Origin of the sequence: Streptomyces sp. CRCS-T-1 (assembly GCF_024442335.1) — a bacterium.
Taxonomy (GTDB): Bacteria; Actinomycetota; Actinomycetes; order Streptomycetales; family Streptomycetaceae; genus Streptomyces; species Streptomyces koelreuteriae.
Window position 1 is genome coordinate 6,174,910 of sequence record NZ_CP101651.1, and the last position, 23,573, is coordinate 6,198,482.

General features: G+C 72.2%; 19 protein-coding genes. 9 read left to right on the plus strand and 10 right to left on the minus strand.

Annotated features, from left to right (window positions below; genetic code table 11):
* The first annotated feature begins 100 nt into the window (after positions 1-100).
* Entirely contained in the window at positions 101-1,021 is a 921-nt protein-coding gene (locus NNW99_RS27960) for a peptidoglycan recognition protein (RefSeq protein WP_251057965.1), read from the plus strand.
* Entirely contained in the window at positions 1,018-1,212 is a 195-nt protein-coding gene (locus NNW99_RS27965; RefSeq protein ID WP_215121933.1) for a hypothetical protein, read from the plus strand. Before NNW99_RS27960 ends, NNW99_RS27965 begins: the two co-directional genes overlap by 4 nt.
* On the opposite strand, the gene NNW99_RS27970 is transcribed toward NNW99_RS27965, so the two are convergent.
* The 7 genes from NNW99_RS27970 to NNW99_RS28000 form a co-directional block, all read right to left on the minus strand.
* Positions 1,202-1,720 carry a DUF4240 domain-containing protein gene (locus NNW99_RS27970; protein ID WP_215124493.1) on the minus strand — a complete coding sequence of 173 codons (519 nt, stop codon included), beginning with the start codon at positions 1,718-1,720 and terminating at the stop codon, positions 1,202-1,204. The two genes, NNW99_RS27965 and NNW99_RS27970, sit on opposite strands and share 11 nt — an antisense overlap.
* 56 nt (positions 1,721-1,776) lie before the next feature.
* Positions 1,777-2,775 carry a YafY family protein gene (locus NNW99_RS27975; protein ID WP_215121934.1) on the minus strand — a complete coding sequence of 333 codons (999 nt, stop codon included), beginning with the start codon at positions 2,773-2,775 and terminating at the stop codon, positions 1,777-1,779.
* Positions 2,776-2,834: 59 nt separating this feature from the next.
* Positions 2,835-5,537, minus strand: coding sequence for a pyruvate dehydrogenase (acetyl-transferring), homodimeric type (gene aceE / locus NNW99_RS27980; protein WP_215121935.1), 2,703 nt, complete (start codon positions 5,535-5,537; stop codon positions 2,835-2,837).
* A 268-nt stretch (positions 5,538-5,805) separates the two neighbouring features.
* A complete protein-coding gene (locus tag NNW99_RS27985) occupies positions 5,806-6,429 on the minus strand; it encodes a GntR family transcriptional regulator (RefSeq protein ID WP_215121936.1) in 624 nt (207 codons plus the stop codon).
* A 234-nt stretch (positions 6,430-6,663) separates the two neighbouring features.
* Positions 6,664-8,439 carry a 2-oxoglutarate dehydrogenase, E2 component, dihydrolipoamide succinyltransferase gene (gene sucB / locus NNW99_RS27990; RefSeq protein WP_215121937.1) on the minus strand — a complete coding sequence of 592 codons (1,776 nt, stop codon included), beginning with the start codon at positions 8,437-8,439 and terminating at the stop codon, positions 6,664-6,666.
* Positions 8,440-8,501: 62 nt separating this feature from the next.
* The gene (gene lpdA, locus NNW99_RS27995; RefSeq protein ID WP_215121938.1) at positions 8,502-9,890 is read right to left on the minus strand and encodes a dihydrolipoyl dehydrogenase; all 1,389 of its coding nucleotides are present in this window, start codon (positions 9,888-9,890) and stop codon (positions 8,502-8,504) included.
* 471 nt (positions 9,891-10,361) lie between these two features.
* Positions 10,362-11,888 (minus strand): leucyl aminopeptidase, encoded by a 1,527-nt coding sequence (locus NNW99_RS28000; protein WP_215121939.1) that lies wholly within the window; start codon positions 11,886-11,888, stop codon positions 10,362-10,364.
* A 354-nt stretch (positions 11,889-12,242) separates the two neighbouring features.
* Here NNW99_RS28000 and NNW99_RS28005 point away from each other — a divergent pair, with 354 nt between their 5' ends.
* From NNW99_RS28005 to NNW99_RS28025, 5 genes are all read left to right on the plus strand, one after another.
* On the plus strand, positions 12,243-14,276 hold the full coding sequence (locus NNW99_RS28005; RefSeq protein ID WP_251057966.1) for a hypothetical protein: 2,034 nt from the start codon (positions 12,243-12,245) through the stop codon (positions 14,274-14,276).
* 112 nt (positions 14,277-14,388) lie between these two features.
* Positions 14,389-15,912 carry a GT4 family glycosyltransferase PelF gene (gene pelF / locus NNW99_RS28010; protein WP_215121940.1) on the plus strand — a complete coding sequence of 508 codons (1,524 nt, stop codon included), beginning with the start codon at positions 14,389-14,391 and terminating at the stop codon, positions 15,910-15,912.
* Positions 15,909-17,420: a hypothetical protein gene (locus tag NNW99_RS28015; RefSeq protein ID WP_215121941.1), complete on the plus strand. Its 1,512-nt coding sequence runs from the start codon at positions 15,909-15,911 to the stop codon at positions 17,418-17,420. The genes pelF and NNW99_RS28015 overlap by 4 nt, the downstream gene beginning before the upstream one ends.
* A complete protein-coding gene (locus tag NNW99_RS28020; protein ID WP_215121942.1) occupies positions 17,417-18,076 on the plus strand; it encodes a spherulation-specific family 4 protein in 660 nt (219 codons plus the stop codon). Before NNW99_RS28015 ends, NNW99_RS28020 begins: the two co-directional genes overlap by 4 nt.
* A complete protein-coding gene (locus NNW99_RS28025; protein WP_215121943.1) occupies positions 18,073-18,855 on the plus strand; it encodes an endo alpha-1,4 polygalactosaminidase in 783 nt (260 codons plus the stop codon). Before NNW99_RS28020 ends, NNW99_RS28025 begins: the two co-directional genes overlap by 4 nt.
* A gap of 16 nt (positions 18,856-18,871) precedes the next feature.
* Here the strand turns inward: NNW99_RS28025 and NNW99_RS28030 are convergent, their stop codons facing one another.
* Positions 18,872-19,654 carry an adenosylcobinamide-GDP ribazoletransferase gene (locus NNW99_RS28030; RefSeq protein ID WP_215121944.1) on the minus strand — a complete coding sequence of 261 codons (783 nt, stop codon included), beginning with the start codon at positions 19,652-19,654 and terminating at the stop codon, positions 18,872-18,874.
* Positions 19,655-19,714: 60 nt separating this feature from the next.
* On the opposite strand from NNW99_RS28030, the gene NNW99_RS28035 reads away from it, so the two are divergent.
* Entirely contained in the window at positions 19,715-20,479 is a 765-nt protein-coding gene (locus NNW99_RS28035; protein WP_215121945.1) for a hypothetical protein, read from the plus strand.
* Here the strand turns inward: NNW99_RS28035 and NNW99_RS28040 are convergent.
* Together NNW99_RS28040 and cobT are read right to left on the minus strand one after the other, a co-directional pair.
* Positions 20,419-21,117, minus strand: coding sequence for a hypothetical protein (locus NNW99_RS28040; RefSeq protein WP_215121946.1), 699 nt, complete (start codon positions 21,115-21,117; stop codon positions 20,419-20,421). The two genes, NNW99_RS28035 and NNW99_RS28040, sit on opposite strands and share 61 nt — an antisense overlap.
* A 141-nt stretch (positions 21,118-21,258) precedes the next feature.
* A complete protein-coding gene (gene cobT / locus NNW99_RS28045) occupies positions 21,259-22,368 on the minus strand; it encodes a nicotinate-nucleotide--dimethylbenzimidazole phosphoribosyltransferase (protein ID WP_215121947.1) in 1,110 nt (369 codons plus the stop codon).
* Between the two features lie 156 nt (positions 22,369-22,524).
* On the opposite strand from cobT, the gene NNW99_RS28050 reads away from it, so the two are divergent.
* Positions 22,525-23,562 carry a class I SAM-dependent methyltransferase gene (locus NNW99_RS28050; RefSeq protein WP_215121948.1) on the plus strand — a complete coding sequence of 346 codons (1,038 nt, stop codon included), beginning with the start codon at positions 22,525-22,527 and terminating at the stop codon, positions 23,560-23,562.
* Positions 23,563-23,573: the final 11 nt, after the last annotated feature.

Genomic DNA, 23,573 nt, shown 5'->3' on the forward strand with positions numbered 1-23,573 from the left:
CGTCCGTGCACCAGGAAAAACGTCGCGGACCGTGACGATGGTTCCACCGGGTGGCACATCACACATCGCGGACGGACCGGATCGGGTCGACAGTGAGCACATGCGTGTCTTCCGAAGACGGCAGGGTGCGCGCAGGCACCGCGCCGCCAGGACACCCGGCATAACCGGGCTGCCGCGTGCGGCCCGGGTGGGCCTCGGCTGCCTGCCGGGCCTCTGTGCCGCCGTCGCGCTGGTGCTGTGCGCCTACGGCGTCGAGAACGCCGCCGACAGCGCCCCCGAGCCGGCCGCGGCCCGCCCCACCGCCAAGCCCCACACCGCCCCCCGGCCGCACATCGTGCTCCGGTCGCAGTGGCTGGGCGACGCTGCCCGCACCCAGCCGCGCCCCCGCTACGACGACCGGGTCTCCGCCGTGTTCGTCCACCACACCGACACACCCAACGGCTACGACTGCGCCGACTCGCCCCGCATCATCCGGGACGTGTACACCGGCCAGACCGGCGTCCGGGACTGGGACGACATCGGCTACAACTTCGTCGTCGACCGCTGCGGCACCATCTACGAGGGCCGCGCCGGCGGCGTCGACCGTGCCGTCACCGGCGCCCACACCCAGGGCTTCAACCACGGCACCACCGGCATCGCCGCCCTCGGCACCTTCACCGAGGGCATGCCCGTACCGCAGGCCATGGTCCAGGCCATCGCCGCGCTGTCCGCCTGGAAGCTGGGCCTGTCCGGCACCGACCCGCGGGCCAGCGTCCGCCTGGTCTCCAGCAACGGCCTGAGCCGGTACGCGGCCGGCACCACCGCGAAACTGCCCGCCCTCGCGGGCCACAACGACGGCTACATGACCAGCTGCCCCGGCGCCGCCCTGCACGCCCGCCTGCCGGAGATCAGAGAGCTGGCGGCCCGTCTGCAGCACCGGCCGAAGGACCCACAGCAAGGCCACAGCCGACGCGCAGTGTCCTCAGATCCCGGCCCCCTACGGTCGCCACCACAGGCAGCCGACCGGAGGTGGGGACCATGAACGACGTTCGTACGAAGAACCCGCACACCTGGAGCGCGGCCACGCGCGGCCCCTGGGCGGTGCTCTGCGCGGTCGCGACCGTCGTCCTGGGCCCGGCGGCGGCCACCGCGTCCGCCCTCGACCAGGCCAACGCGGCCCCGCTGCACCACGAGGTGAAGGCCGAGCCCCGGAGCCTGGCGGTCAGCCCCTGAAACGCTCCCACAGCCGGGGATAGCGGTCGGCGAGAAGCCGGTCGTTCTCGAAGTCGAGCGAGGTGCCCTCCGGCTCCGGGGGCGCGGGCGGGATCGCCAGATCCGGGGCGACCACACCGGTGAGCTGCTCGTAGGCCTCGTCCGCCGCGTAGCCGAGTTCCTCGCCGTCGCCGTCGATCTCCTCGTCGAAGTCGTCCAGCAGCTCGGCGAGCGCGTCCGGGTCGTGCACGGCGCCCTCGAAGACATGGCGGCCCTGGCCGATCAGCCAGCACCGGAAGAAGTCGAAGGCGTCGTCGCTCGCCCCGTCCAGCAGCACCCAGGCGGCACCCCACAGGTCCCACCGGTAGGCGCGGTTGTAGCGCGACTCGAAGTGACGGGCGAAGTCCAGGACCGAGTCCGGGTCGAGCTGCGAGAGCCGCTCCACGAGCAGGTCGGCCTGCTCCTCCGGGTCGCCTTCGGCGGCCTCGCGCGAGTCGTCCACCAGCTCCCAGAACTCCGTCTCGTCCATCACGGGACAAGCATCGGCCCTGGGACACACGGGCGCACCCGGAGTGCGCGGGATCGTTATGCGCCGCCCCGGGGCCGGTGCCCGGGGTGGTAGAGCCCGGCCAGCCGCAGCGCGTCCGCCGCGAACCGCTCGCGCAGGCCCTCGGGCGCCAGCACCTCCACCTCCGCGCCGAGCGCCGTGAGCTGGGTGTGGGCGACCTCCTCGGACTCCACCGGCAGAGCCACCGTCACCCATCCGTCGGCGTCCGGCTCCTCCGCGTCCGCCAGGGCCTCCCGCGCGGACAGCGAGTCGAGGGCATGGGGCAGGGCGCGCACACCGTAGGGGGACAGCCGCACCACCACCCGTGCCCGCAGGATGGACCGGGCGAACTGCTCCGCCCGCTCCTCCCAGAAGGCCGGCAGCTCGAACTCCGGCTCCCGCTCGAAGCGCTCCTCGCCCGGCTCCACCGCCGTGAACCGGTCGATCCGGTACACCCGGAAGGACCCGCCCCCGGCCACCCGCGCGCACAGGTACCAGACGCCCGCCTTCAGCACGAGCCCGTACGGCTCCAGCTCCCGGACGACCTCGTCCTCCCCGCGCCGGTAGCGGGCGACGACCCGCCGGTCGTCCCACACGGCGTCGGCGACGGCAGGCAGCAGCGCGGGCGTCCTCGGCTCCTTGAACCAGTTCGGCGCGTCCAGATGGAACCGCTGCGCCGCCGTCTTCGAGGCGTCCCGCAGGGACGGCAGCAGCGCCGCCGACACCTTCAGCTGAGCGGCCGAGGCGGCGTCCTCCAGACCCATCTCACGCAGCGCCCCCGGCACCCCGGACAGGAACAGCGCCTCCGCCTCGCCCCGGTGCAGCCCGGTCAGCCGCGTCCGGTACCCGCCGATCAGCCGGTACCCGCCGGCCCGGCCCCGGTCCGCGTACACCGGCACACCCGCCTCCGACAGCGCCTGGGCGTCCCGGGTCACGGTCCGCTCCGACACCTCCAGCTCACGGGCGAGTTCGGCGGCCGTCATGGCCGGCCGGGACTGGAGCAGCAGCACCATCTTGATGAGCCGGGCAGCACGCATGGGCACATCATGCAGCAGGCCCCCGCCGGAGCGAGGGCCTGCCGATCACCGGTCGGTTCTCACAGACCGTACTTCTCGCGCGCTTCCTTCACGGCCGTCGCCTTGACCTCGCCGCGCTTGGCGAGCTGGGCCAGGGCCGCGACGACGATGGACTCGGCGTCCACGCCGAAGTGGCGGCGGGCCGCCTCACGGGTGTCCGAGAGGCCGAAGCCGTCGGCGCCCAGCGAGGAATAGTCCTGCTCGACCCACTGCGCGATCTGGTCCGGGACCTGGCGCATGTAGTCGGAGACCGCCAGCACCGGGCCCTCGGCGCCCTGGAGCGCCTGCCGGACGAACGGCACCCGCTCCTCGCCGCGCAGCAGCGCCTCGTCCGCCTCCAGGGCGTCCCGGCGCAGCTCGCCCCAGGACGTCGCCGACCACACGTCGGCCGCCACGCCCCACTCCTCGGCGAGCAGCTGCTGCGCCTTGAGCGCCCAGTGGATCGCCGTACCGGAGCCGAGGAGCTGGATCCGCGGGGCGTTGGCCGGCGGCGTGATGCCCGCCGACTCCGCCGTGTTGAAGCGGTACAGGCCCTTGACGATGCCCTCGTCGACCCCGTCCACGGACGGCTTCGCCGGCTGCGGCATCGGCTCGTTGTAGACCGTCAGGTAGTAGAAGACGTTCTGGTCCTCGCCCGGGGCCGCCTCGCCGTACATCCGGCGCAGACCGTCCTTGACGATCGCCGCGACCTCGTAGGCGAACGCCGGGTCGTACGACAGGGCCGCCGGGTTGGTCGCCGCGATGACGGGGGAGTGGCCGTCGGCGTGCTGCAGGCCCTCACCGGTCAGGGTGGTGCGGCCGGCCGTGGCGCCGATCAGGAAGCCGCGGCCGAGCTGGTCGCCGAGCTGCCACATCTGGTCGGCCGTGCGCTGCCAGCCGAACATCGAGTAGAAGATGTAGAACGGGATCATCGCCTCGCCGTGCGTCGCGTACGACGTCGAAGCGGCGATGAAGTCGGCCATCGAACCGGCCTCGGTGATCCCCTCGTTGAGGATCTGGCCGTTCTTGGCCTCCTTGTAGTACATCAGCTGGTCGCGGTCGACCGGCTCGTACGTCTGGCCCTTGGGCGAGTAGATGCCGAGCGACGGGAACAGCGACTCCATACCGAAGGTGCGCGCCTCGTCCGGGACGATCGGCACCCAGCGCTTGCCCGACTCCTTGTCGCGGACCAGGTCCTTGACCAGGCGGACGAACGCCATCGTCGTCGCCACGTTCTGCGAGCCGGAGCCCTTGTCGAAGGACGCGAACGCCTTCTCCGCCGGGGCGGGCAGCGGGGCGACCGGGTGCACACGACGGGCCGGGGCCGGACCGCCGAGGGCGGCGCGGCGCTCCTGGAGGTAGCGGACCTCGGGGGAGTCGGCGCCCGGGTGGCCGTAGGGCACCACGCCGTCCACGAAGTCGCCGTCCTTGATCGGCAGCTCCAGCAGATCGCGCATGTTCTTGAACTCGTCCACCGTCAGCTTCTTCATCTGGTGGTTGGCGTTCTTCGACGCGAAGCCCTCGCCGAGGGTGTGGCCCTTGACCGTCTGGGCCAGGATCACGGTCGGCGCGCCCTTGTGCTCGACGGCCGCACGGTAGGCGGCGTACACCTTGCGCGCCTCGTGACCACCGCGCGAGAAGTGGAAACACTCGAGGATCTTGTCGTCGCTCAGCAGCTTCGCCAGCTCCACGAGCGCCGGGTCGGCGCCGAAGAAGTCCTGGCGGATGTAGGCGGCGTCACGCGTCTGGTACGTCTGGATCTGCGCGTCCGGTACCTGACGCAGACGGCGTACGAGCGCGCCGCTGGTGTCGAGCTGGAACAGCTCGTCCCAGGCCGTGCCCCACAGCGTCTTGATCACGTTCCAGCCGGCGCCGCGGAACTGGGCCTCCAGCTCCTGCACGATCTTGAAGTTGGCGCGGACCGGGCCGTCGAGGCGCTGCAGGTTGCAGTTGATGACGAACGTGAGGTTGTCCAGCTCCTCACGCGCGGCGAGCGCGAGGGCCGCCGTCGACTCGGGCTCGTCCATCTCGCCGTCGCCGAGGAACGCCCACACATGCGAACCGGCGGTGTCCTTGATGCCGCGGTTGGCCAGGTAGCGGTTGAAGCGCGCCTGGTAGATGGCGGAGAGCGGGCCGAGGCCCATCGACACCGTCGGGAACTCCCACAGCCAGGGCAGACGGCGCGGGTGCGGGTAGGACGGCAGGCCGTCGCCGCCCGCCTCGCGGCGGAAGTTGTCGAGCTGGCTCTCGTTCAGCCGGCCGTCGAGGAAGGCGCGGGCGTAGATGCCGGGGGAGGCGTGGCCCTGGATGTAGAGCTGGTCGCCGGAGCCGTCGGCTTCCTTGCCCTTGAAGAAGTGGTTGAAGCCGGTCTCGTAGAGCCAGGCCGCGGAGGCGAAGGTGGCGATGTGGCCGCCGACGCCGTACTTGCTGCCCCGGGTCACCATCGCGGCCGCGTTCCAGCGGTTCCACGCGGTGATCCGCTGCTCCATCGCCTCGTCACCGGGCACGCCGGGCTCGGCGGCGGTGGGGATGGAGTTGACGTAGTCGGTCTCCAGGAGCTTCGGCAGCGCCAGGCCGGCGCCCTCGGCACGCTCCAGCGTGCGCCGCATGAGGTATGCGGCACGATGCGGTCCGGCCGCCTCGGTCACCGCGTCCAGGGAGGCCTGCCATTCGGCGGTCTCCTCCGGGTCCCGGTCCGGGAGCTGGTCGAGCTCGCTCGGCTGGATGGCTTTGGGGTCGGTCATGTCGCCGCCTTCCTCAGTCGAAGGGGGTTCCCTCATCGGTAAGGGTTCGGGGGTGCCCTTTGTCTTTGGCAGGACAGGGCTGGGGCTTGGGTGGCAAGCCCGTCGGCGACTGTAACTCTCTGATCGATGATCGATCAAAGGGTTGAGGCGTAAAACCTCTTGATCACGAGAAAGTAGGCACGCGGTGCCTCCGGGAGTGGCACGCGGTGACGGGTTTTGGGCTGGTTTTCGCAGGTGAGAGGCGTATGAGCGGAGGTGTGCCCGAATGTCACGCCCGGGGCGCGCAGCCCAGGACGTGGGCCTTCACCAGTTCGGCGATCCGGGGGTCGCGGCGCTTGAAGGCGGCGACCAGCTCCTCGTGCTCCTCCGCGTACGACTGCTGCTGGGTGCCCAGCCAGCGGATCGACAGGGCCGTGAACACCTCGATGCCGAGGCCTTCCCAGGTGTGCAGCAGGACGGAGTTGCCCGCCGCGCGGACCATTTCGCGGTGGAAGGCGACGGTGTGGCGGACCTGGGCGGTGCCGTCCGACCTGCGGTCGGCCTCGTACAGGGCGGTGACGTGCGGTTCCAGCGCCCCGCAGTCCTCGGCGAGGCCCTGGGCCGCCAGCTCCGCCGCGATGGCCTCCAGACCGGCCCGGACCGGGTAGCTCTCCTCCAGGTCGGCGGCGGTGAGGTTCCGTACGCGGACGCCCTTGTTCGGAGCGGACTCGATCAGGCGCAGGGACTCCAGCTCGCGCAGGGCCTCGCGGACCGGGGTCTGGCTGACCTCCAGCTCCGTGGCGATCCGGCGCTCGACGATCCGCTCGCCCGGCTGCCAGCGTCCGCTGATGATCCCCTCCAGGATGTGCTCGCGGATCTGCTCGCGCAGCGAGTGGATGACGGGCGCGGTCATGTGAGCTCCTTAAAGGGGTTTGACGTTTAGACAATAAGGCCGGGTCGCTCCGCGGGCGGGATGGGTGGGGGTGTCTTGGTGCAGGTGAGACGAGACTTACATGGGGGGTGTGACTTCGTCGTTCGGCTGCCGTGCCGTGGTGGTTGCTCGCGCAGTTCCCCGCGCCCCTGAAAGCAGGCAGTGCCCCCGCCCGGTGATGTCCGGGCGGGGGCACTGTTCAGCCGTGCAAAAAGGTCAGAGGCCGAGCTCGACCTCGAACTCGCCCGCCTCCAGGATGGCCTTGACCGCCGTCAGGTAGCGGGCGGCGTCGGCGCCGTCCACCAGGCGGTGGTCGTAGGACAGGGTCAGGTACGTCATGTCGCGGACGCCGATGACCGTGCCCTCCTCCGTCTCGATGACGGCGGGGCGCTTGACCGTGGCGCCGATGCCGAGGATGGCGACCTGGCCGGGCGGCACGATGATCGTGTCGAAGAGCGCGCCACGCGAACCGGTGTTGCTGATGGTGAAGGTCGCGCCGGACAGCTCGTCCGGGGTGATCTTGTTGGCACGGACCTTGCCCGCGAGCTCCGCCGTGGCCTTGGCGATACCGGCCAGGTTGAGGTCACCGGCGTTCTTGATGACCGGGGTCATCAGGCCCTTCTCGGAGTCCACCGCGATACCGACGTTCTCGGTGTCGAAGTAGGTGATGGTCCCCTCGGCCTCGTTGATCTTGGCGTTGATCGGCGCGTGCGCCTTCAGCGCCTGGGCCGCGGCCTTGACGAAGAACGGCATCGGGGACAGCTTCACGCCCTCACGGGCCGCGAAGGAGTCCTTGGCCCGGGCGCGCAGCTTCATCAGACGCGTGACGTCGACCTCGACGACCGAGGACAGCTGGGCCTGCTCCTGCAGGGCCTTGACCATGTTGTCGCCGATGACCTTGCGGATCCGCGGCATCTTGATGGTCTGGCCGCGCAGCGGCGAGGTCTCCAGCACCGGGGCCTTCTTGGCGGCCGGAGCAGCGGCGGCCGCGGCCGGAGCCGGGGCAGCGGCGGCGGCCTTCGCGGCCTCGGCGGCGGCGATGACGTCCTGCTTGCGGATACGGCCGCCGACGCCGGTGCCCTTGACGGTGGACAGGTCGACGCCGTTCTCGGCGGCGAGCTTGCGCACCAGCGGGGTGACGTAGGCGCCGTCGTCGGTCGGCTGGGCGGCGGCCGGAGCGGCCGGGGCCTGGGCCGGAGCCGGGGCGGGCGCCGGAGCGGCCGGGGCCGGCTCGGGAGCCGGGGTCTCCTGCTGCTGCGGGGCCGGGGCCGACGGAGCCTGCGGGGCCGGGGCGGCCGGCTGGGGCGCCGGGGCGGGCTCGGCCGGGGCGGCCGGGGCCTCCTGCGCCGGAGCGGCGGCCGGAGCCGCGCCCGCGACACCGATGACGGCGAGCTTGGCGCCGACCTCGGCGGTCTCGTCCTCGCCGACCACGATCTCCAGCAGCGTGCCCGCGGTGGGCGCCGGGATCTCGGTGTCGACCTTGTCGGTGGAGACCTCGAGCAGCGGCTCGTCGGCCTCGACGCTGTCACCGACCGACTTCAGCCAGCGGGTGACGGTGCCCTCGGTGACGGACTCGCCGAGCGCGGGCAGGACGACGTCCGTGCCCTCGGCGGAGCCGCCGCCGGCGGCGGCGTCGGTGGTGGGAGCGGGCGCCGGGGCGGCCTGCTCGGTGGACGGGGCGGCCGCGGCCGGCTCGGGAGCGGGCTCGGGGGCCTGCTCGGCGGCCGGGGCCGGGGCGGCGGCGGGGGCACCGCTGCCGTCGTCGATGAGGGCCAGCTCGGCGCCGACCTCAACGGTCTCGTCCTCGGCGACCTTGATGGAGGCCAGGACACCGGCTGCGGGGGAGGGGATCTCGGTGTCGACCTTGTCGGTCGAGACCTCGAGCAGCGGCTCGTCGGCCTCGACGCGCTCACCCTCGGCCTTCAGCCAGCGGGTGACAGTGCCCTCGGTGACGCTCTCGCCGAGCGCCGGAAGGGTTACGGAAACCGCCATGGTTTCGGTTGCTCCTTACGGAAAGTGCGGAAGTCTGTGTCGTCGCTTTTCGACCGAGGGGGTCAGTCGTGCGAGTGGAGGGGCTTGCCGGCCAGGGCCAGGTGGGCCTCGCCGAGCGCCTCGTTCTGCGTCGGGTGGGCGTGGACGAGCTGCGCGACCTCGGCGGGCAGCGCCTCCCAGTTGTAGATCAGCTGGGCTTCGCCGACCTGCTCGCCCATGCGGTCGCCGACCATGTGGACGCCGACCACGGCACCGTCCTTGACCTGCACGAGCTTGATCTCGCCCGTGGTGTTCAGGATCTTGCTCTTGCCGTTGCCCGCGAGGTTGTACTTCAGAGCGACGACCTTGTCCGCGCCGTAGATCTCCTTGGCCTTGGCCTCGGTGATGCCGACGGAGGCGACCTCCGGGTGGCAGTACGTCACCCGCGGGACACCGTCGTAGTCGATCGGAACGGTCTTCAGACCGGCCAGACGCTCCGCCACCAGGATGCCCTCGGCGAAGCCGACGTGCGCGAGCTGGAGGGTCGGGACCAGGTCACCGACGGCGGAGACGGTCGGGACGTTGGTGCGCATGTACTCGTCGACCAGCACGTAGCCGCGGTCCATGGCGACGCCCTGCTCCTCGTAGCCGAGGCCCTGCGAGACCGGGCCGCGGCCGACGGCGACCAGCAGGATCTCGGCCTCGAACTCCTTGCCGTCGGCGAGGGTGACCTTGACACCGTCCTGGGTGTACTCGGCCTTCTCGAAGAAGGTGCCCAGGTTGAACTTGATGCCGCGCTTGCGGAAGGCGCGCTCGAGCAGCTTGGAGGAGTTCTCGTCCTCGACCGGCACGAGGTGCTTCAGGCCCTCGATGACGGTGATGTCCGCACCGAAGGACTTCCAGGCGGAGGCGAACTCGACGCCGATGACACCGCCGCCGAGGACGATGGCCGACTTCGGCACACGGTCCAGGACCAGGGCGTGGTCGGAGGAGATGATGCGGTTGCCGTCGATCTCCAGGCCGGGCAGCGACTTCGGCACGGAGCCGGTCGCGAGCAGCACGTGGCGGCCCTGGACGCGCCGGCCGTTCACATCGACGGAGGTCGGGGAGGAGAGCTTGCCCTCACCCTCGATGTACGTCACCTTGCGCGAGGCGACCAGGCCCTGCAGGCCCTTGTACAGGCCGGAGATCACGCCGTCCTTGTACTTGTGGACGCCGGCGATGTCGATGCCCTCGAAGCTGGCCTTCACACCGAACTGCTCGCTCTCGCGGGCCTGGTCGGCGATCTCGCCCGCGTGCAGCAGAGCCTTGGTGGGGATGCATCCCCGGTGCAGGCAGGTCCCGCCGACCTTGTCCTTCTCGATCAGGGCGACGTCCAGGCCAAGCTGCGCCCCGCGCAGGGCCGCGGCGTAACCACCGCTGCCACCGCCGAGGATCACTAGGTCGAAAACGGTGCTGGCGTCGTTCGCCACGTCACGTCCTCCATGCATGTGCGCCGTACGCCGGTCTTCACTGACCGGCAGGCGGCTGGTGTCCGGCCGCTCGTTCTTCGGCCCTTCGGTGGGGCCCTGTCCTGCCGAGCCCCATCTTCGCACTTGTCGACACACAAAGAGACGCCGGGCTGCTGTGTGAGACGCCCCACGTTCAGATGAGAGTGCCCCCGGGGGCACGCCCCAAGGGGCGCGGGCCTGTGTTCGATCAGCGGCTCCGCCGCGCGGGCGCGACCAGCCCCCACGCTCGCCTGCGACGGACAGCGGGGTCACGCCTTCAGGGGCGCGGGGCTGTGTTCGATCTGCGGCTCCGCCGCGCGGGCGCGACCAGCCCCCACGCTCGCCTGCGACGAGCAGCGGGGGCACGCCTTCAGGGGCGCGGGGAACTGCGCGAACAACCCCCACGCCCCCGCACTCGCCACACAACCGGCGAGGCCGAGCCAATAGGCGAACTCAGCCGAGGTCACCCGCGGCCGTCAGCTCCGCCAGCCGCACCAGCGTCCGCACAGCCGACCCCGTACCACCCTTCGGCGTGTACCCGAAGGGCCCGCCCTCGTTGAACGCCGGCCCCGCGATGTCGAGGTGCGCCCAGGTGATCCCCTCGCCCACGAACTCGCGCAGGAACAGACCGGCGACCAGCCCGCCGCCCATCCGCTCGCCCATGTTCGCGATGTCGGCCGTGGGGGAGTCCATCCCCTTGCGCAGGTGCTCCGGCAGCGGCATCGGCCACGCCGGCTCCCCGACCTCCTCCGCGGCCTCGTGCACCGCGGAGCGGAACGCGTCGTCGTTGCCCATGATCCCGAACGTCCGGTTGCCCAGCGCCAGCACCATCGCCCCGGTCAGCGTCGCCACGTCCACGATCGCGTCCGGCTTCTCCTGGGAGGCCGCCCACAGGGCGTCGGCCAGCACCAGCCGGCCCTCGGCGTCGGTGTTGAGCACCTCCACCGTCTTGCCGCTATACATCCGCAGCACGTCACCCGGACGGGTCGCGGAACCGGACGGCATGTTCTCGGCCAGGGCGAGCCAGCCGGTGACGTTGACCTCGAGACCCAGCCGCGCGGCGGCGACGACCGCGGCGAACACGGTGGCCGCGCCGCTCATGTCGCACTTCATCGTCTCGTTGTGACCGGCCGGCTTCAGCGAGATGCCGCCCGAGTCGTAGGTGATGCCCTTGCCGACGAAGGCGAGGTGCTTCTTCGCCTTCGAGGAGGTGTAGGACAGCTTCACCAGGCGCGGTCCCGCCGCCGAGCCGGCCCCGACGCCGAGGATGCCGCCGTAGCCGCCCTTCTCCAGGGCCTTCACGTCGAGCACCTGCACCTTGATGCCGTGCTCCTTGGCCGCGGTCTGCGCGACCGCGGCGAACGCCTCGGGGTTGAGGTCGTTCGGCGGGGTGTTGATCAGGTCGCGGGCGCGGTTGAGCTCCTCGGACACGGCGGCGGCACGCTCGATCGCCGCCTTGTACGCCTTGTCGCGGGGCTTGCCGCCCAGCAGGGTGACCTCGGCGAGGGGGGCCTTGCCGTTCTTCGCCTTGGGGTCCTTGCCGTTCTCCTTGTAGGCGTCGAACGAGTACGCGCCGAGCAGCGCGCCCTCGCCGATCGCGCCGGCGTCGGCGGCGTCCGTCAGCGGCAGGGCGAAGGCGGCCTTCTTGGTCCCGGACAGGGCGCGGGCGGCGACGCCGGCGGCCCTGCGCAGGGCCTCGGTGTCGTAGTCGGCGTCCTTCTCGGGTACCGCGCCCAGGCCCACCGCCAGTACGAGCGGTGCCTTGAAGCCGGACGGTGCCGGCAGCTTCGTCAACTCGCCCTCGGCACCGGAGGCGCCGAGAGTCTCCAGGACGCCGGCGAGCTTGCCGTCGTACGCCTTGTCCACGGCCTCGGCGCCCGGTGCGACGACCGGCCCCTTGGCACCCTTGGCGACACCGATCACGATCGCGTCGGCCCGCAGGCCGGGCGCCGCGGCGGTGCTGAGAGTGAGAGCAGTCACGGTGGTGAAATCTCGCTTCCGATGTGAAGTTGCGATGGTCGAACGGTGTGGGTCGACCGGGCCCGAGCCGACCCTATTCCGACTCGGGGCCGGCGATCACGGGGCCTTCCCCGGTGCGGCGAACACTCGACGACGAGACTACGCGCGTGGTCGCGTTCGCTCATTACTGCGGGTGTTCACCTGTCGGTCGCGAAGTAGCCATTTCTTGATCCCTCAAGGCGGTGAACTCGGTCACACTCGCTCGGATCCGGCAAGAGTCTCGCTCGCCGCTTTGCATGATTTTCACTGATCCTCCTCTGTTCGGCCTTTGTTCGACCGCAAGGGGATCTCTGGGATCTTCTTGGGGGAGGAACCATGGCGCAGCGTGCGCGCAGGTGGAGAAACACGGCCGCGGCGATGACGGCGGCAGGCATGATCACGGCCGGGGCGACGGCGCCCGGGGCGGCGGCAGCGGAAGAGCCGCGCATCGATCTCAAGGTGCTGGTGGTGGACAACGGCGACAGTCCCGTCAAGGCCGTCACCGCCCAGCTCAGAAGCACGGGTGTCCCGTACACCACCGTCGATCTGAACGACTCCGGCCGCCCGAGAATCACCGAGTCGTTCCTGAGCGACACGGTCAGCGGCAGGCCCCGCGCCAAGTACCAGGGCGTCGTCCTGCCGAACGAGGCCCCGTTCGGCGCGGGCTCCGCCGAGCAGACCGCCCTGGAGACGTACGAACGGACGTACGGCATCCCGCAGGTCGACGCCTACACCTGGGCCCACCCGAGGGTCGGCCTCGACTACACCAGTGAAGGCGGCTGGGCGGGCACCCTCGACGGGCGCGAGGCATCGGTCACCGCAGCCGGGAAGGCCGGCCGGTTCGGCTATCTCCAGGGCGCGTTCCGGTTCGAGGACAACGCGCCGGACGTGCAGGAGAGTTACGGCTATGTCGCCCGGCCCCGCGCCGGCTTCACCAGCTATGTCGACATCCCCGTGCCCGGCGGCACCGGCCGCGGCAGCCTCGTCGGCGAGTACGCCCACGACGGCCGCCGCGAACTCGTCGTGACCTTCGCGTACAACAACAACCAGCAGCAGTTCCGGCTGCTGGCCCGGGGCATCGTCGAGTGGCTCACCCAGGGCGTGCACCTGGGGCAGACCCGCAACTCCTTCGCGGTGCACGTCGACGACGTGTTCGCCCCGGACAGCCGCTGGGACACCGAACGCAACTGCACCCCGGGTGACTTCGACTGCGCGGGCGGCGACGGCGAGGGCACCACGCCGATCCGCATGACCGCGGACGACGCCGCCTACGCCGCCCGGTGGCAGCGCGAGCACGGCTTCACCATGGACATGGTCTACAACGCCGGTTCCGGCGAGGAGTGGAAGGCCGAACACGGCGGCACCGACGCCCTCACCGACCGGCTGCTCGCCGACGAGGCGCAGTACCGCTGGGTCAACCACACCTACACGCACCCGTTCCTCGGCTGTGTCCAGGACACCTCCAGCGTGCCGTGGAGCTGCGCGAAGAACGCGGACGGCTCGGTGAAGTACACGAGCCGCGCCGAGATCGCCGCGCAGATCCGCGACAACCACAACTGGGCCGTGGGCAAGGGCCTTCCGGTCGACCGCGCCGAACTCGTCACCGGTGAGCACTCGGGCCTGAAGACGCTGCCCCAGCAGCCCGCCGACAACCCGAACCTGTCCCGCGCCCTCGCCGACACCGGCGTCAAGTGGATCGCCTCGGACAACTCACGCGAGCCCGAGCAGCGGGCGATCGGTAACGCGCTGACCGTCCCGCGCCACCCGATGAACGTGTACTACAACGTGGGCACGGCGGCCGAGATGGCCGACGAGTACAACTGGATCTACACCTCGCGCGGCGACGGCGGCAGCGGCGTCTGCGAGGACAACCCCACCTCGACCTGCCTGGACGAGCCGCTCGACACCACCACCGGCTACGCCGAGCACATCGTCCCCCAGGAGGCGCGCACCGCCCTGGGCCACGCCCTCGCGGGCGACCCCAGACCGCACTACGCGCACCAGTCCAACCTGGCCGAGGACCGGCTGCTCTACCCGGTCATGGAGAAGGTGCTGGCCGATTATCGATCCCTGTTCGCCGACAGCACCCCGCTGGAGAACCCCCGGCACAGCGCCATCGGCACCGAGGTCCAGCGCCGCGCCGCCTGGCAGACCGCCCTGGCGAACGGCCGCGTGACGGCCTACCGCATCGGCACCACCGTGACCGTCACGGCCCCGTCCGGCACCCAGATCCCGGTGACCGCCCCGGAGGGCACCAAGAAACAACTCCTCCTGGGCACCACGGCCTTCGGCACCCCGTACGCGGGATCCCGCTCGGCGTGGACCGGCCCGGCAGCACTCTCGTCGGCTCTCACCTTGAAGCTGCCGTAGGGATACGTACTTCAGGGGCGCGGGGAACTGCGCGACCAGCCACACGATGCCCGCACCCGGCATCCGGGCAGCAGTTCCCCGCACAAAACCGCACTACAGGGGGAAACACCGCATGAGGCGAACAGGCCGCCACGTCACCATGCTCACAGAAGGCACCTACCCACACGTTCACGGCGGCGTCAGCACCTGGTGCGACCAACTCGTCAAGGGCATGCCGGAGGTCGACTTCCACATCGTCTCCCTCACCGGCAACGGCCGCGAACCCGTCACCTGGGACCTGCCGCCCAACGTCTACGCCCACACCTCCGTCCCCACCTGGGGCCCCCGCCCCGGCCGAGCGAGGCCCCCCTACGGCAAGGCCCGCCGCCGCTTCACCGACACCTACGAGCGTTTCCTGCTCTCCTTCCTCGACCCCGGCTCGCCCACCGACTTCGGCACGTCCCTGAACGAGCTGGCCGAACTCGCCCGGGACGGCCGCCTGTCGGCGGCCCTGCGCACCGAGTCGGCGCTGAAGTCCCTGATGTGGATCTGGACGATGCCGCATCTGCCGACCGCGGCCGCACGCCCCACGGTCCATGACGCCCTCACCGCGACCGACCTCCTGGAACACGCCCTCAGGCCCCTGGGCGTCCGCATCCCCGAGGACTCCGTCGCCCACGCCGTCAGCAGCGGCCTCGCGACCCTGCCCGCGCTCGCCGCCCGCCACCTGGACGGCGTACCGTTTCTGCTCACCGAGCACGGCATCTATCTGCGCGAGCGCTACCTCGGCTACCGCAACGACGCCCAGCGCTGGCCCGTGAAGGCCTTCATGCTCGGCTTCTACCGCGAGCTGAACTCCTACGGCTACCGCGCCGCCGATCTGATCACCCCGTGCAACCAGTACAACCGCCGCTGGGAGGAGCGCGGCGGCGCCGACGCCGGCAAGATCCGCACGGTCTACAACGGCGTCGACCCGGCCGCCTTCCCGCACGCCGGCCCCGAGCCCGAGGTGCCCACCCTCTCCTGGTGCGGCCGGATCGACCCCATCAAGGACCTGGAGACCCTGATCCGCGCCTACGCGATGGTGCGCGCGGAGATCCCCGCGACCCGGCTCAGGCTCTTCGGCCCGGTCCCGCCCGGCGGCGAGGCCTACCGCACCCGGCTGGAGAAGCTCGCCGCCGAACTGGGCGTCACCGACGGCCTGACCTTCGAGGGCCGCATCACCGAGGTCTGGCGGGCCTACGCTGCCGGGCACGTCGTCATGCTGTCGTCGATCTCCGAGGGCTTCCCGTTCTCCATCATCGAGGCCATGTCCTGCGGCCGTACGACGGTGTCGACGGACGTCGGCGGGGTGTGCGAGGCCGTCGGCGACACGGGACTGGTCGTACCGCCGCGCGAGCCGGAGAAGATGGCCGCCGCCGCGCTGACCCTGCTCAAGGACGACGAACGGCGTCTCGAACTGGGCGCGTTGTCGCGCCAGCGCGTCATCGACCGGTTCACGCTGCGCCGCTCGGTGGACGCCTTCCGCACCATCTACAAGGAACTCGCGGGCGAGGACGAGGTGTACGAGCCCACGCTGGAGATGGTCGCCGACTGGACCCTGGAACTGCGTGATCCCTGGTACGCGGCCGTGGCGACGAACGGCACGGGCTGGTGAGCGGAAGCGTCTGGCTCCCGCCGGGCTCCCGCCCGGACACCCTGCCCTACATCCCCCGGCAGCGCGCCACCCCGAGCTGGGCCCTGCCCGACCCGGTCGACGAACTCGCCGCCCGCCTCCAGGACTTCATCGCCGCGGCCGTCCACCCGGACGAGATCGCCGCGCTGCTGGAGTCCGACGGCCTCTCCGACGACCAGATACGCGAGCGGTACGGCGTCAAGAACTCCTTCGCGCTCGCCGAGACCCTCTACGAACGCGTCGAACGCCGCTACCCCGAGCCCGACGGCCCCGCCGCCGACCCCTGGCGGACCGGCCTGCTCGGCTGTCTGCTGCGCGGTGTCGTCTTCGCCCTGCCCGGTCTCGCCTACGTCCTCGGCGCGCCCCTGTTCGCCGGCGACGCGGACTTCGGCCTCCCGCCGGGCACGGTCCCGCTGCTCGCCGGCGCCCTGTGCGGCTGGACCTGGAACCAGGGCCTCGCCCACCGGGCCTATGCGTGGCTGGGGCTGGGCGACCGTACGGCCGCCCGGCGCGCCCTGCTGCTCGGTGCCCCGGCCGGGGCCCTGCTCGGCTCGGTGGTCGCCCTGGCCTGTGCGGCCGGAGCCGCCCCGGCCGCAGTCGCCTTCGCCGCCGGGCAGTCCTGCTATCTGGCGGCGGCGACCGTCCTGCTGGTGCTGGGCCGCGAACGGCTCCTGCTGGCCGCCCTCGCGCCGATGGCGGCGGGCGCGGTGCTGTCCCTGGCCGACCCGCTGCCCGAGGCCGTGAGCCTGGTTCTCCTGCTGGGCTCCCTGGCGGCCGTGGCGGCCCTCGCCGCGCGCGAAGTGGCACCGGCCGTGAAGGAGGAGGGCGGGTGGACCGCCGTTCTCACCGCCCTGCTCCCGCCGGGCGCGTCCGGCACCGCCCCCGCACCCCGTCGCCCCGCCGGACCCCGGCTCACGGGCTCCCTGCCGTACGCCCTGTTCGGGCTCGCCACCGGCGTTCTCGTGCTGTACGCGGCCCTCGGCGACGTCCTAGCCGGTGAGGCCGGCAGCGCGGTCGCCGCCCCCGCCGCCGTGGCGCTCACCCTCAGCATGGGCCCCGCCGAGTGGCTGCTGTATCGATTCCGCAGCGGCGGCCTCGCCGCACTGCGCTCCAGCGGCACCACCGGGGCCTTCCGCCGCACCACCGTCCTCACCGTCGTCGCCTGCCTGGCCGCCTACCTCACCGCCCTGCTCTTACTGAGCCTCGCCGCATCCGCCCTGTGGCCGCACGCCCCGGTCCCCGGCGGTGTCCGGCTGGCCGGGCTGCTCCTGCTGGGCGTGGTGCTGTGGACGGGCCTGCTGCTCCAGTCCTTCGGCGCGGTGACCGGCGCGACGGCGGTGTGCTGCGCCGCCGCCCTCGCCCAGACCCTGCTCCTCGTCACCCGCACCGGGGACCCGCAGCTGGTGGGCCCGGCCGTGTACGGCACGGCGGCCGTGGTCCAAGGCGCCCTGGTGTGCGCCCTGCTGGGGAGGGCAACAGCCCACCGATGAGCACTCTCCTGGTCCCGTACTACGAGCACCCCTCCGTCCGCCCCGCCGAATGGGAGGCGATCCTGGCCGCCGCGCCCCGCCTCTACGGGGTGGTCCTCAACCCGGCCAGCGGCCCCGGCGACCGTCCCGACACGGCCTTCGCGGAGGTCGCCGCCCGGCTGCGGGACGCGGGCGTCCGGGTCCTCGGGTACGCCGACACCGACTACGCCCGCCGCGCCACCACCGACGTCGTCCGCGACCTCACCCGGCACCGCGACTGGTACGGCACCGACGGCGCCTTCCTCGACCAGGTCCCCTCCGGGCCCGAGCACTTCGAGTACTACCAGCGGCTGGCGGTGGCCGCCTGGGGCGTCGGCTGCGGCACCCTCGTCCTCAACCACGGCACGGCACCCCACCCCTGCTACGCCCGTATCGCCGACGTCCTCGTCACCTTCGAGGGCACCTGGGCGTCCTACCGCGCGCTGCGCCCCGAGCCGTGGCCCGGCGGCGGCGACGTGCGGCTGTGCCACCTGGTGTACGACGTGCCGCCCGACGCCGACCCGGAGGGCCTGGCCAGGGCGCGGGGCGCGGCGGTGCATTGTGCGGTGCCCGGCACCGGCGATCATCCTTGGGGCACCCTGCCGTACACCCTGCACCACCCGGAGAACACCCCGTGAGACGCACGTCCTCGCTCGTCGCCCTGCTCGTCCTGCTGCTCGCCGGCTGCACCCAGAAGCCCGCCGACGACAAACCGGGCCCCCGCTGGCAGCCCCGGCCGGGCATCGCCTGGCAGTGGCAGCTCAGCGGGAAGCTGGACACCTCCGTCGACGTGCCGGTCTACGACATCGACGGCTTCGACCACTCCGAGGCCACCGTCACCCGCCTGCACCGCGAGGACCGCAAGGTCATCTGCTATCTGTCCACCGGCGCCTGGGAGGAGTTCCGCCCGGACGCCGAGGAGTTCCCGAAGTCCGTCCTCGGGCGCGGCAACGGCTGGAAGGGCGAACGCTGGCTGGACATCCGCCGCACCGACGTCCTGGAGCCCCTCATGGCGGCCCGGATCGACATGTGCCGCGACAAGGGCTTCGACGCGGTCGAGCCCGACAACATGGACGGCTACCGCAACGAGACGGGCTTCCCGCTGAAGGCCGCCGACCAGCTCCGCTACAACCGCCTCATCGCCCGCCTGGCCCACGACCGGGGCCTGGCCGTCGGCCTGAAGAACGACCTGGACCAGATCCCCGAGCTGGTCAAGGACTTCGACTTCGCGGTCAACGAGCAGTGCGCCCAGTACCGCGAGTGCGCGGCCCTGAAGCCGTTCGTCGACGCGGGCAAGGCGGTCTTCCACGTCGAGTACGAGGTGCCCACCCGCCGCTTCTGTGCCGAGTCCCGCCGTCTGAAGCTCAGTTCGCTGCTCAAGAAGTACGAACTGGGGGTCTGGCGACAGGCCTGCTGAGCCCGGGCTCGATCCGTCAGCCCAGCACCAGGACGACCAGCGCCGTCGTCGCCGCCGTCTCCGCGAGCCCGCCGAAGACATCCCCGGTGACCCCGCCGAAGCGGCGCGTGCAGTGCCGCAGCAGCGCTTCGGAGGCGACCAGGGCGAGGACGACCGCGCACCCGGTCCGCACCACGTCGTACGGCCCCCAGAAGGCGCTCCCCGCTGCCGCCGCCCCGGTGACGGCGACGGCGGTGAGCAGCGCCCCGCGCGGGGGCGCCACGCCCGCGACCGCCGCCCCCAGCCCCTCCGGCCGGGCCGCGGGCACCCCGGCCCGGGCCGCCAGGGTCAGGGCCAGCCGGGCGACCGTCGCGGAGACGACCGCGGCGAAGGCGCCCCGGGCCCAGGAGGCGTCGTAGGCCTGGGCGAGGGCGGTGACCTGGGCGAGCAGGACGAGGACGAGGGCGATGACCCCGAACGGCCCGATGTCCGACTGCTTCATGATCCGCAGCGCGTCCTCGGCGGGCTTGCCGCTGCCGAGGCCGTCGGCGGTGTCCGCGAGCCCGTCGAGATGCAGCCCCCGGGTGAGGACGGCCGGCACGGCGACGGTGGCCACGGCGGCGAGCAGCCCGCCCGCACCGAGGAACAGCAGCACCAGCCCCACGGCGGCGGCAGCGGCACCGACCGCCAGCCCGGCCAGGGGAGCGCACAGCATGCCGCCGCGCGCGGCCTCCCGGTCCCACCGGGTCACCCGGACCGGGAACACCGTCAGGGTGCCGAAGGCGAAGCGGAGACCGTCGAGGGGCGAGGTTCTGGACACCGGCGCAGGCTACCGGCCGGTCAGGAGAGCGGGCACGGTAGCCGAGGATAAAGTTCACATATGGGATGGTTCGAGCGGAACATCATGGAACCCGGCAAGCTGCCGCTGCTTCTCGCTCTCGTCTCCTTCGTGATGACGTTCGTGATCACCCGGGGCATCACCCGCCTCATCCGGGCGGGCAAGGGCCCCTTCCGCAACATCAGCAGCAGCGGCGGTGTCCATGTCCACCACGTGGTGCCCGGCGTCATCCTGACGATCATCGGCGGCTTCGGCGCGGTCGCCGGCGGCCAGTACGGCTTCGGCTCCTGCCTCGCCGCGGTGCTCTTCGGCATCGGGGCGGGACTCGTCCTCGACGAGTTCGCCCTGGTCCTGCACCTCGCCGACGTCTACTGGACCCCGGACGGCCGCAAGAGCGTCGAGATGGTCGTCCTCACCGCGTCCCTCGTCGGCCTGCTCCTGCTCGGCTTCTCGCCGCTGGGCGTCGACGACCTCTCCGAGGACCAGCAGCAGAACCGCGCCGTCGTCCTCGGGAACGTCCTCGTGAACTTCGGCTTCGCCCTCATCGCCCTGTTCAAGGGCAAGGTCCGCATCGCCGTCCTGGGCGTGATCATCCCCCTCGTCGCCCTGGTCGGCGCCGTACGGCTGGCCCGCCCCACCTCCCCCTGGGCCAAGCGGTTCTACCGCAACCGTCCCCACGCCCGGGCCAAGTCCGGCCTGCGGGCCTACCACCACGACCGCCGCTGGGTGGGCCCCCGGCGCAGATTTCAGGACTGGATCGGCGGCGCGCCCGACCCCGAGCCCGTCCGGTCCCTCGAACACCACTGACGCAGGGCCTCGGCCGCGCACAGCACCAGCACGGCCGCGATCGCCGCCAGATGCTCCTTGCCCGCGAGGTTCTCCTTCAGGACGACCTCGACCGCCATGGCCACGATCACCGCCGCCGCCGTGACATACGCCCGACAGCGCAGGCCCAGGTAGACCGCCAGGCCCACCACCGCCGCCGACGGCCCGGTGTCCACGACCCGCGCGTCCGAGGCGGGCAGGCCCAGCGGGGAGTCCGGGCCCAGCCAGATGCCGAGGCGGGCGTAGAGCGTGCCCGCGAGGGTCGCCAGGTAGGCGATGAGCAGGGTCCGCCGCCACCCCAGACAGATCTCCGCGATGCCGAACACCAGCAGGATCTGCGCCAGCGCACCCCACGCCGGCAGATCCAGCGCGGGCACGAACAGCGACAGCGGCGTCCGCAGCAGCGCGAGCCACAGCGGGTCCTCGGCCCGTACGGCACCGATGTCCTGCACGAACCCGTAACCCCACGGCTGGTTGTGCGCGAAGTGGAGCACGGACGTCAGGCACACGGCCCCGGCCGCCATCGGCACCGCCCGCAGCCGCCGCTCCCGCAGCGGCCCGCGCACCGCGGCGTACAGCCGCCCCCATTCGGCGCGGGCCCAGCGGGCGAGCGTGGTCATCGGGTCGTCCTCGTCCAGGGGCCGGTGCGGCAGCGGATGTGCGCGGTGCCTGTGGCTCAGTCAAACCGACACCACACGCGAAGACCGACCGGAACGGGACGAAGTTGAGCCAGGTGTGCGTGACCTGGATCTCCAGGGCGATTACTGCTCGGCGGGAACCTCGGAGTCCTCCGTGCCCTCCGGCTCCACCGGCCGCTCGGACTCCTTCGGCTTCTCGGGCAGCTCCGCCGCCAGCGCCGCGGCCGCCTGCACCAGGGGGAGCGCCAGCAGCCCGCCCGCGCCCTCCCCGACGGTCACGCCCTGCGTCAGCAGCGGCTCCAGGGCCATCCGGTCCAGCGCCTTCGCCTGCCCGGGCTCACCGCTGTCGTGCGCGGCCAGCCACCAGTCCGGCGCCCGGAACGCGATCCGCTGCGCGACCAGCGCGCACGCGGCCGTCACGACCCCGTCGAGCACCACGGGCAGCTTCCGCACGGCGCTCTGCAGCAGGAAGCCCGTCATCGCCGCGAGATCGGCCCCGCCGACCGTCGCCAGCAACTGCAACTGGTCCCCGAGCACCGGCCGGGCCCGGCGCAGCGCGTCACGGATCGCCGCGCACTTGCGCATCCACGCCAGGTCGTCGATCGCCAGCCCGCCCCGCCCGGTGACGACCGACGCGTCGACCCCGCAGAGCGCCGCGACCAGCACGCCCGCGGCCGTCGTCCCGCCGACGCTGACATCGCCGAGCACCACCAGATCCGTACCGGAGTCGGCCTCCTCGTCGGCCACCGCGACCCCGGCCAGGAACGCCGCCTCGGCCTCCTCGGCCGTCAGCGCGTCCTCGATGTCGATCCGCCCGCTGCCGCGCCGCACCCGATGCCGTACGACATCCTCGGGCAGGGTCTCCGGATCGCAGTCCAGGCCCATGTCGACGATCCGCACCGGCACGCCGAGCCGCCGCGCGAGCACCGAGACGGGCCGGCCGCCCTCCAGCACCTCGCGCGCCAACTCCCCGGCACCGCCCGCAGGACGGGCCGAGACACCCAGCTCCGCGACGCCGTGGTCACCGGCGAAGAGCACCACCCGCGGCCGTTCGACCGGACGCACCGGCACCGCGGACTGCGCCGCCGCCAGCCACTCACCCAGGTCGTCGAGCCGGCCCAGCGACCCTGGCGGCACGATCTGCCGCTCCCGGCGTGCCTCGGCGTCACGGCGGATCCCGCCGTCCGGACGCTCGATCAGATCGGTGAAGTCGTCGAGATTAAGCGAGCTCATTCGCCGAACAGTACCGGCACCGATCGAACAGCACGGCGCCACATCGCGACTCCGTCACGGCGACGTCGTTGCACCCAAGATCGGCATCCCATACGTTCCCGTTTGCAGCGGATTGTCGTACGTCCCTGCCGTACGCCTCGCGCCCGGGAGCCGCCCATGCCCGAACTTCCCGCCCCCTCCGTCCCCCAGGCGCCCGCGCCGGTGCACGAACCGCGCCGCGAGGACTGCCCCTGGTGCGGCTCCGGCCGGCTGCGCAACCGGCTGCGCACCGGTGACCTGCGGCAGTACAAGCCGGGCAGCTTCACCGTCGACGACTGCCGCGACTGCGGCCACACCTTCCAGAACCCCCGCCTCACGGCCGAGGGCCTCGCCCACTACCACCGGACCGTGCGCGGGGCGCCCCTGGACCCCACGGCCGACGCCCTCGTCGCCCTGCGCGGCAGCCGGCAGCGCCATCTGTCGGCCGTCCGGGCGATGCGGCCGTTCGGGGAGCCGGAGAGCTGGCTGGACGTCGGGACGGGCAGCGCGCGTTTCCCGGCGACGGCCCGGGAGTTCTTCCCCTACACCTCCTTCGACGGCCTGGACGTCAACCCCGACGTGACCCGGGCCGTCGCGGCCGAACGCGTCGAGGAGGCCCACGTCGGCCGCCTGTCGGACCCCCGGATCTCGGGCCCGCTGCGCGCCCGCTACGACGTCGTCAGCATGCTCCACCACCTGGAGGGCGCCCCCGACCCCCGCGCCGAACTCCGCGCCGCCCTCCATGTCCTGCGCCCCGGCGGCCACCTGCTCGTCGAGACCCTCGACCCCCGCAGCGTCTTCGCCGCGCTCCTCGGCCGCTGGTGGCTCCCCTACGACCAGCCCCGCCACCTCCACCTGCTGCCCCCGCGCAACCTCCGGGCCGAACTGGAGACGACCGGCTGCACGGTCCTCACCCTCGACCACCGCCCCACCCACATCCCCCACGACCTCTCCGGCGCGACCTCCCTGGCCCTCTCCCACGCCCTCCCCACCCCGGACACCCCCTGGCGAGCGATCCCCCCACCCCCCTTCCAACGCCACGCCAGGGAGGCCCTGCTACGAGCGGGCCTTCCCCTGGTGGGGCTGGCGGCCCTGGCGGACCACGCACTGGCTCCGCTGGCCCGCCGCACACGGATGGCGAACACGTACAGGGTGATCGCCCGCAAACCGGCCTAACCGCGAGCCGC

Excerpts from the sequence above, each read along its gene's own strand:
- NNW99_RS27960 (WP_251057965.1), top strand. The coding sequence starts at position 101 with ATGCGTGTCTTCCGAAGACGGCAGGGTGCGCGCAGGCACCGCGCCGCC.
- NNW99_RS27965 (WP_215121933.1), top strand. The coding sequence starts at position 1,018 with ATGAACGACGTTCGTACGAAGAACCCGCACACCTGGAGCGCGGCCACG.
- NNW99_RS27970 (WP_215124493.1), bottom strand. The coding sequence starts at position 1,720 with ATGGACGAGACGGAGTTCTGGGAGCTGGTGGACGACTCGCGCGAGGCC.
- NNW99_RS27975 (WP_215121934.1), bottom strand. The coding sequence starts at position 2,775 with ATGCGTGCTGCCCGGCTCATCAAGATGGTGCTGCTGCTCCAGTCCCGG.
- aceE (WP_215121935.1), bottom strand. The coding sequence starts at position 5,537 with ATGACCGACCCCAAAGCCATCCAGCCGAGCGAGCTCGACCAGCTCCCG.
- NNW99_RS27985 (WP_215121936.1), bottom strand. The coding sequence starts at position 6,429 with ATGACCGCGCCCGTCATCCACTCGCTGCGCGAGCAGATCCGCGAGCAC.
- sucB (WP_215121937.1), bottom strand. The coding sequence starts at position 8,439 with ATGGCGGTTTCCGTAACCCTTCCGGCGCTCGGCGAGAGCGTCACCGAG.
- NNW99_RS28005 (WP_251057966.1), top strand. The coding sequence starts at position 12,243 with ATGGCGCAGCGTGCGCGCAGGTGGAGAAACACGGCCGCGGCGATGACG.
- pelF (WP_215121940.1), top strand. The coding sequence starts at position 14,389 with ATGAGGCGAACAGGCCGCCACGTCACCATGCTCACAGAAGGCACCTAC.
- NNW99_RS28020 (WP_215121942.1), top strand. The coding sequence starts at position 17,417 with ATGAGCACTCTCCTGGTCCCGTACTACGAGCACCCCTCCGTCCGCCCC.
- NNW99_RS28035 (WP_215121945.1), top strand. The coding sequence starts at position 19,715 with ATGGGATGGTTCGAGCGGAACATCATGGAACCCGGCAAGCTGCCGCTG.
- NNW99_RS28040 (WP_215121946.1), bottom strand. The coding sequence starts at position 21,117 with ATGACCACGCTCGCCCGCTGGGCCCGCGCCGAATGGGGGCGGCTGTAC.
- cobT (WP_215121947.1), bottom strand. The coding sequence starts at position 22,368 with ATGAGCTCGCTTAATCTCGACGACTTCACCGATCTGATCGAGCGTCCG.
- NNW99_RS28050 (WP_215121948.1), top strand. The coding sequence starts at position 22,525 with ATGCCCGAACTTCCCGCCCCCTCCGTCCCCCAGGCGCCCGCGCCGGTG.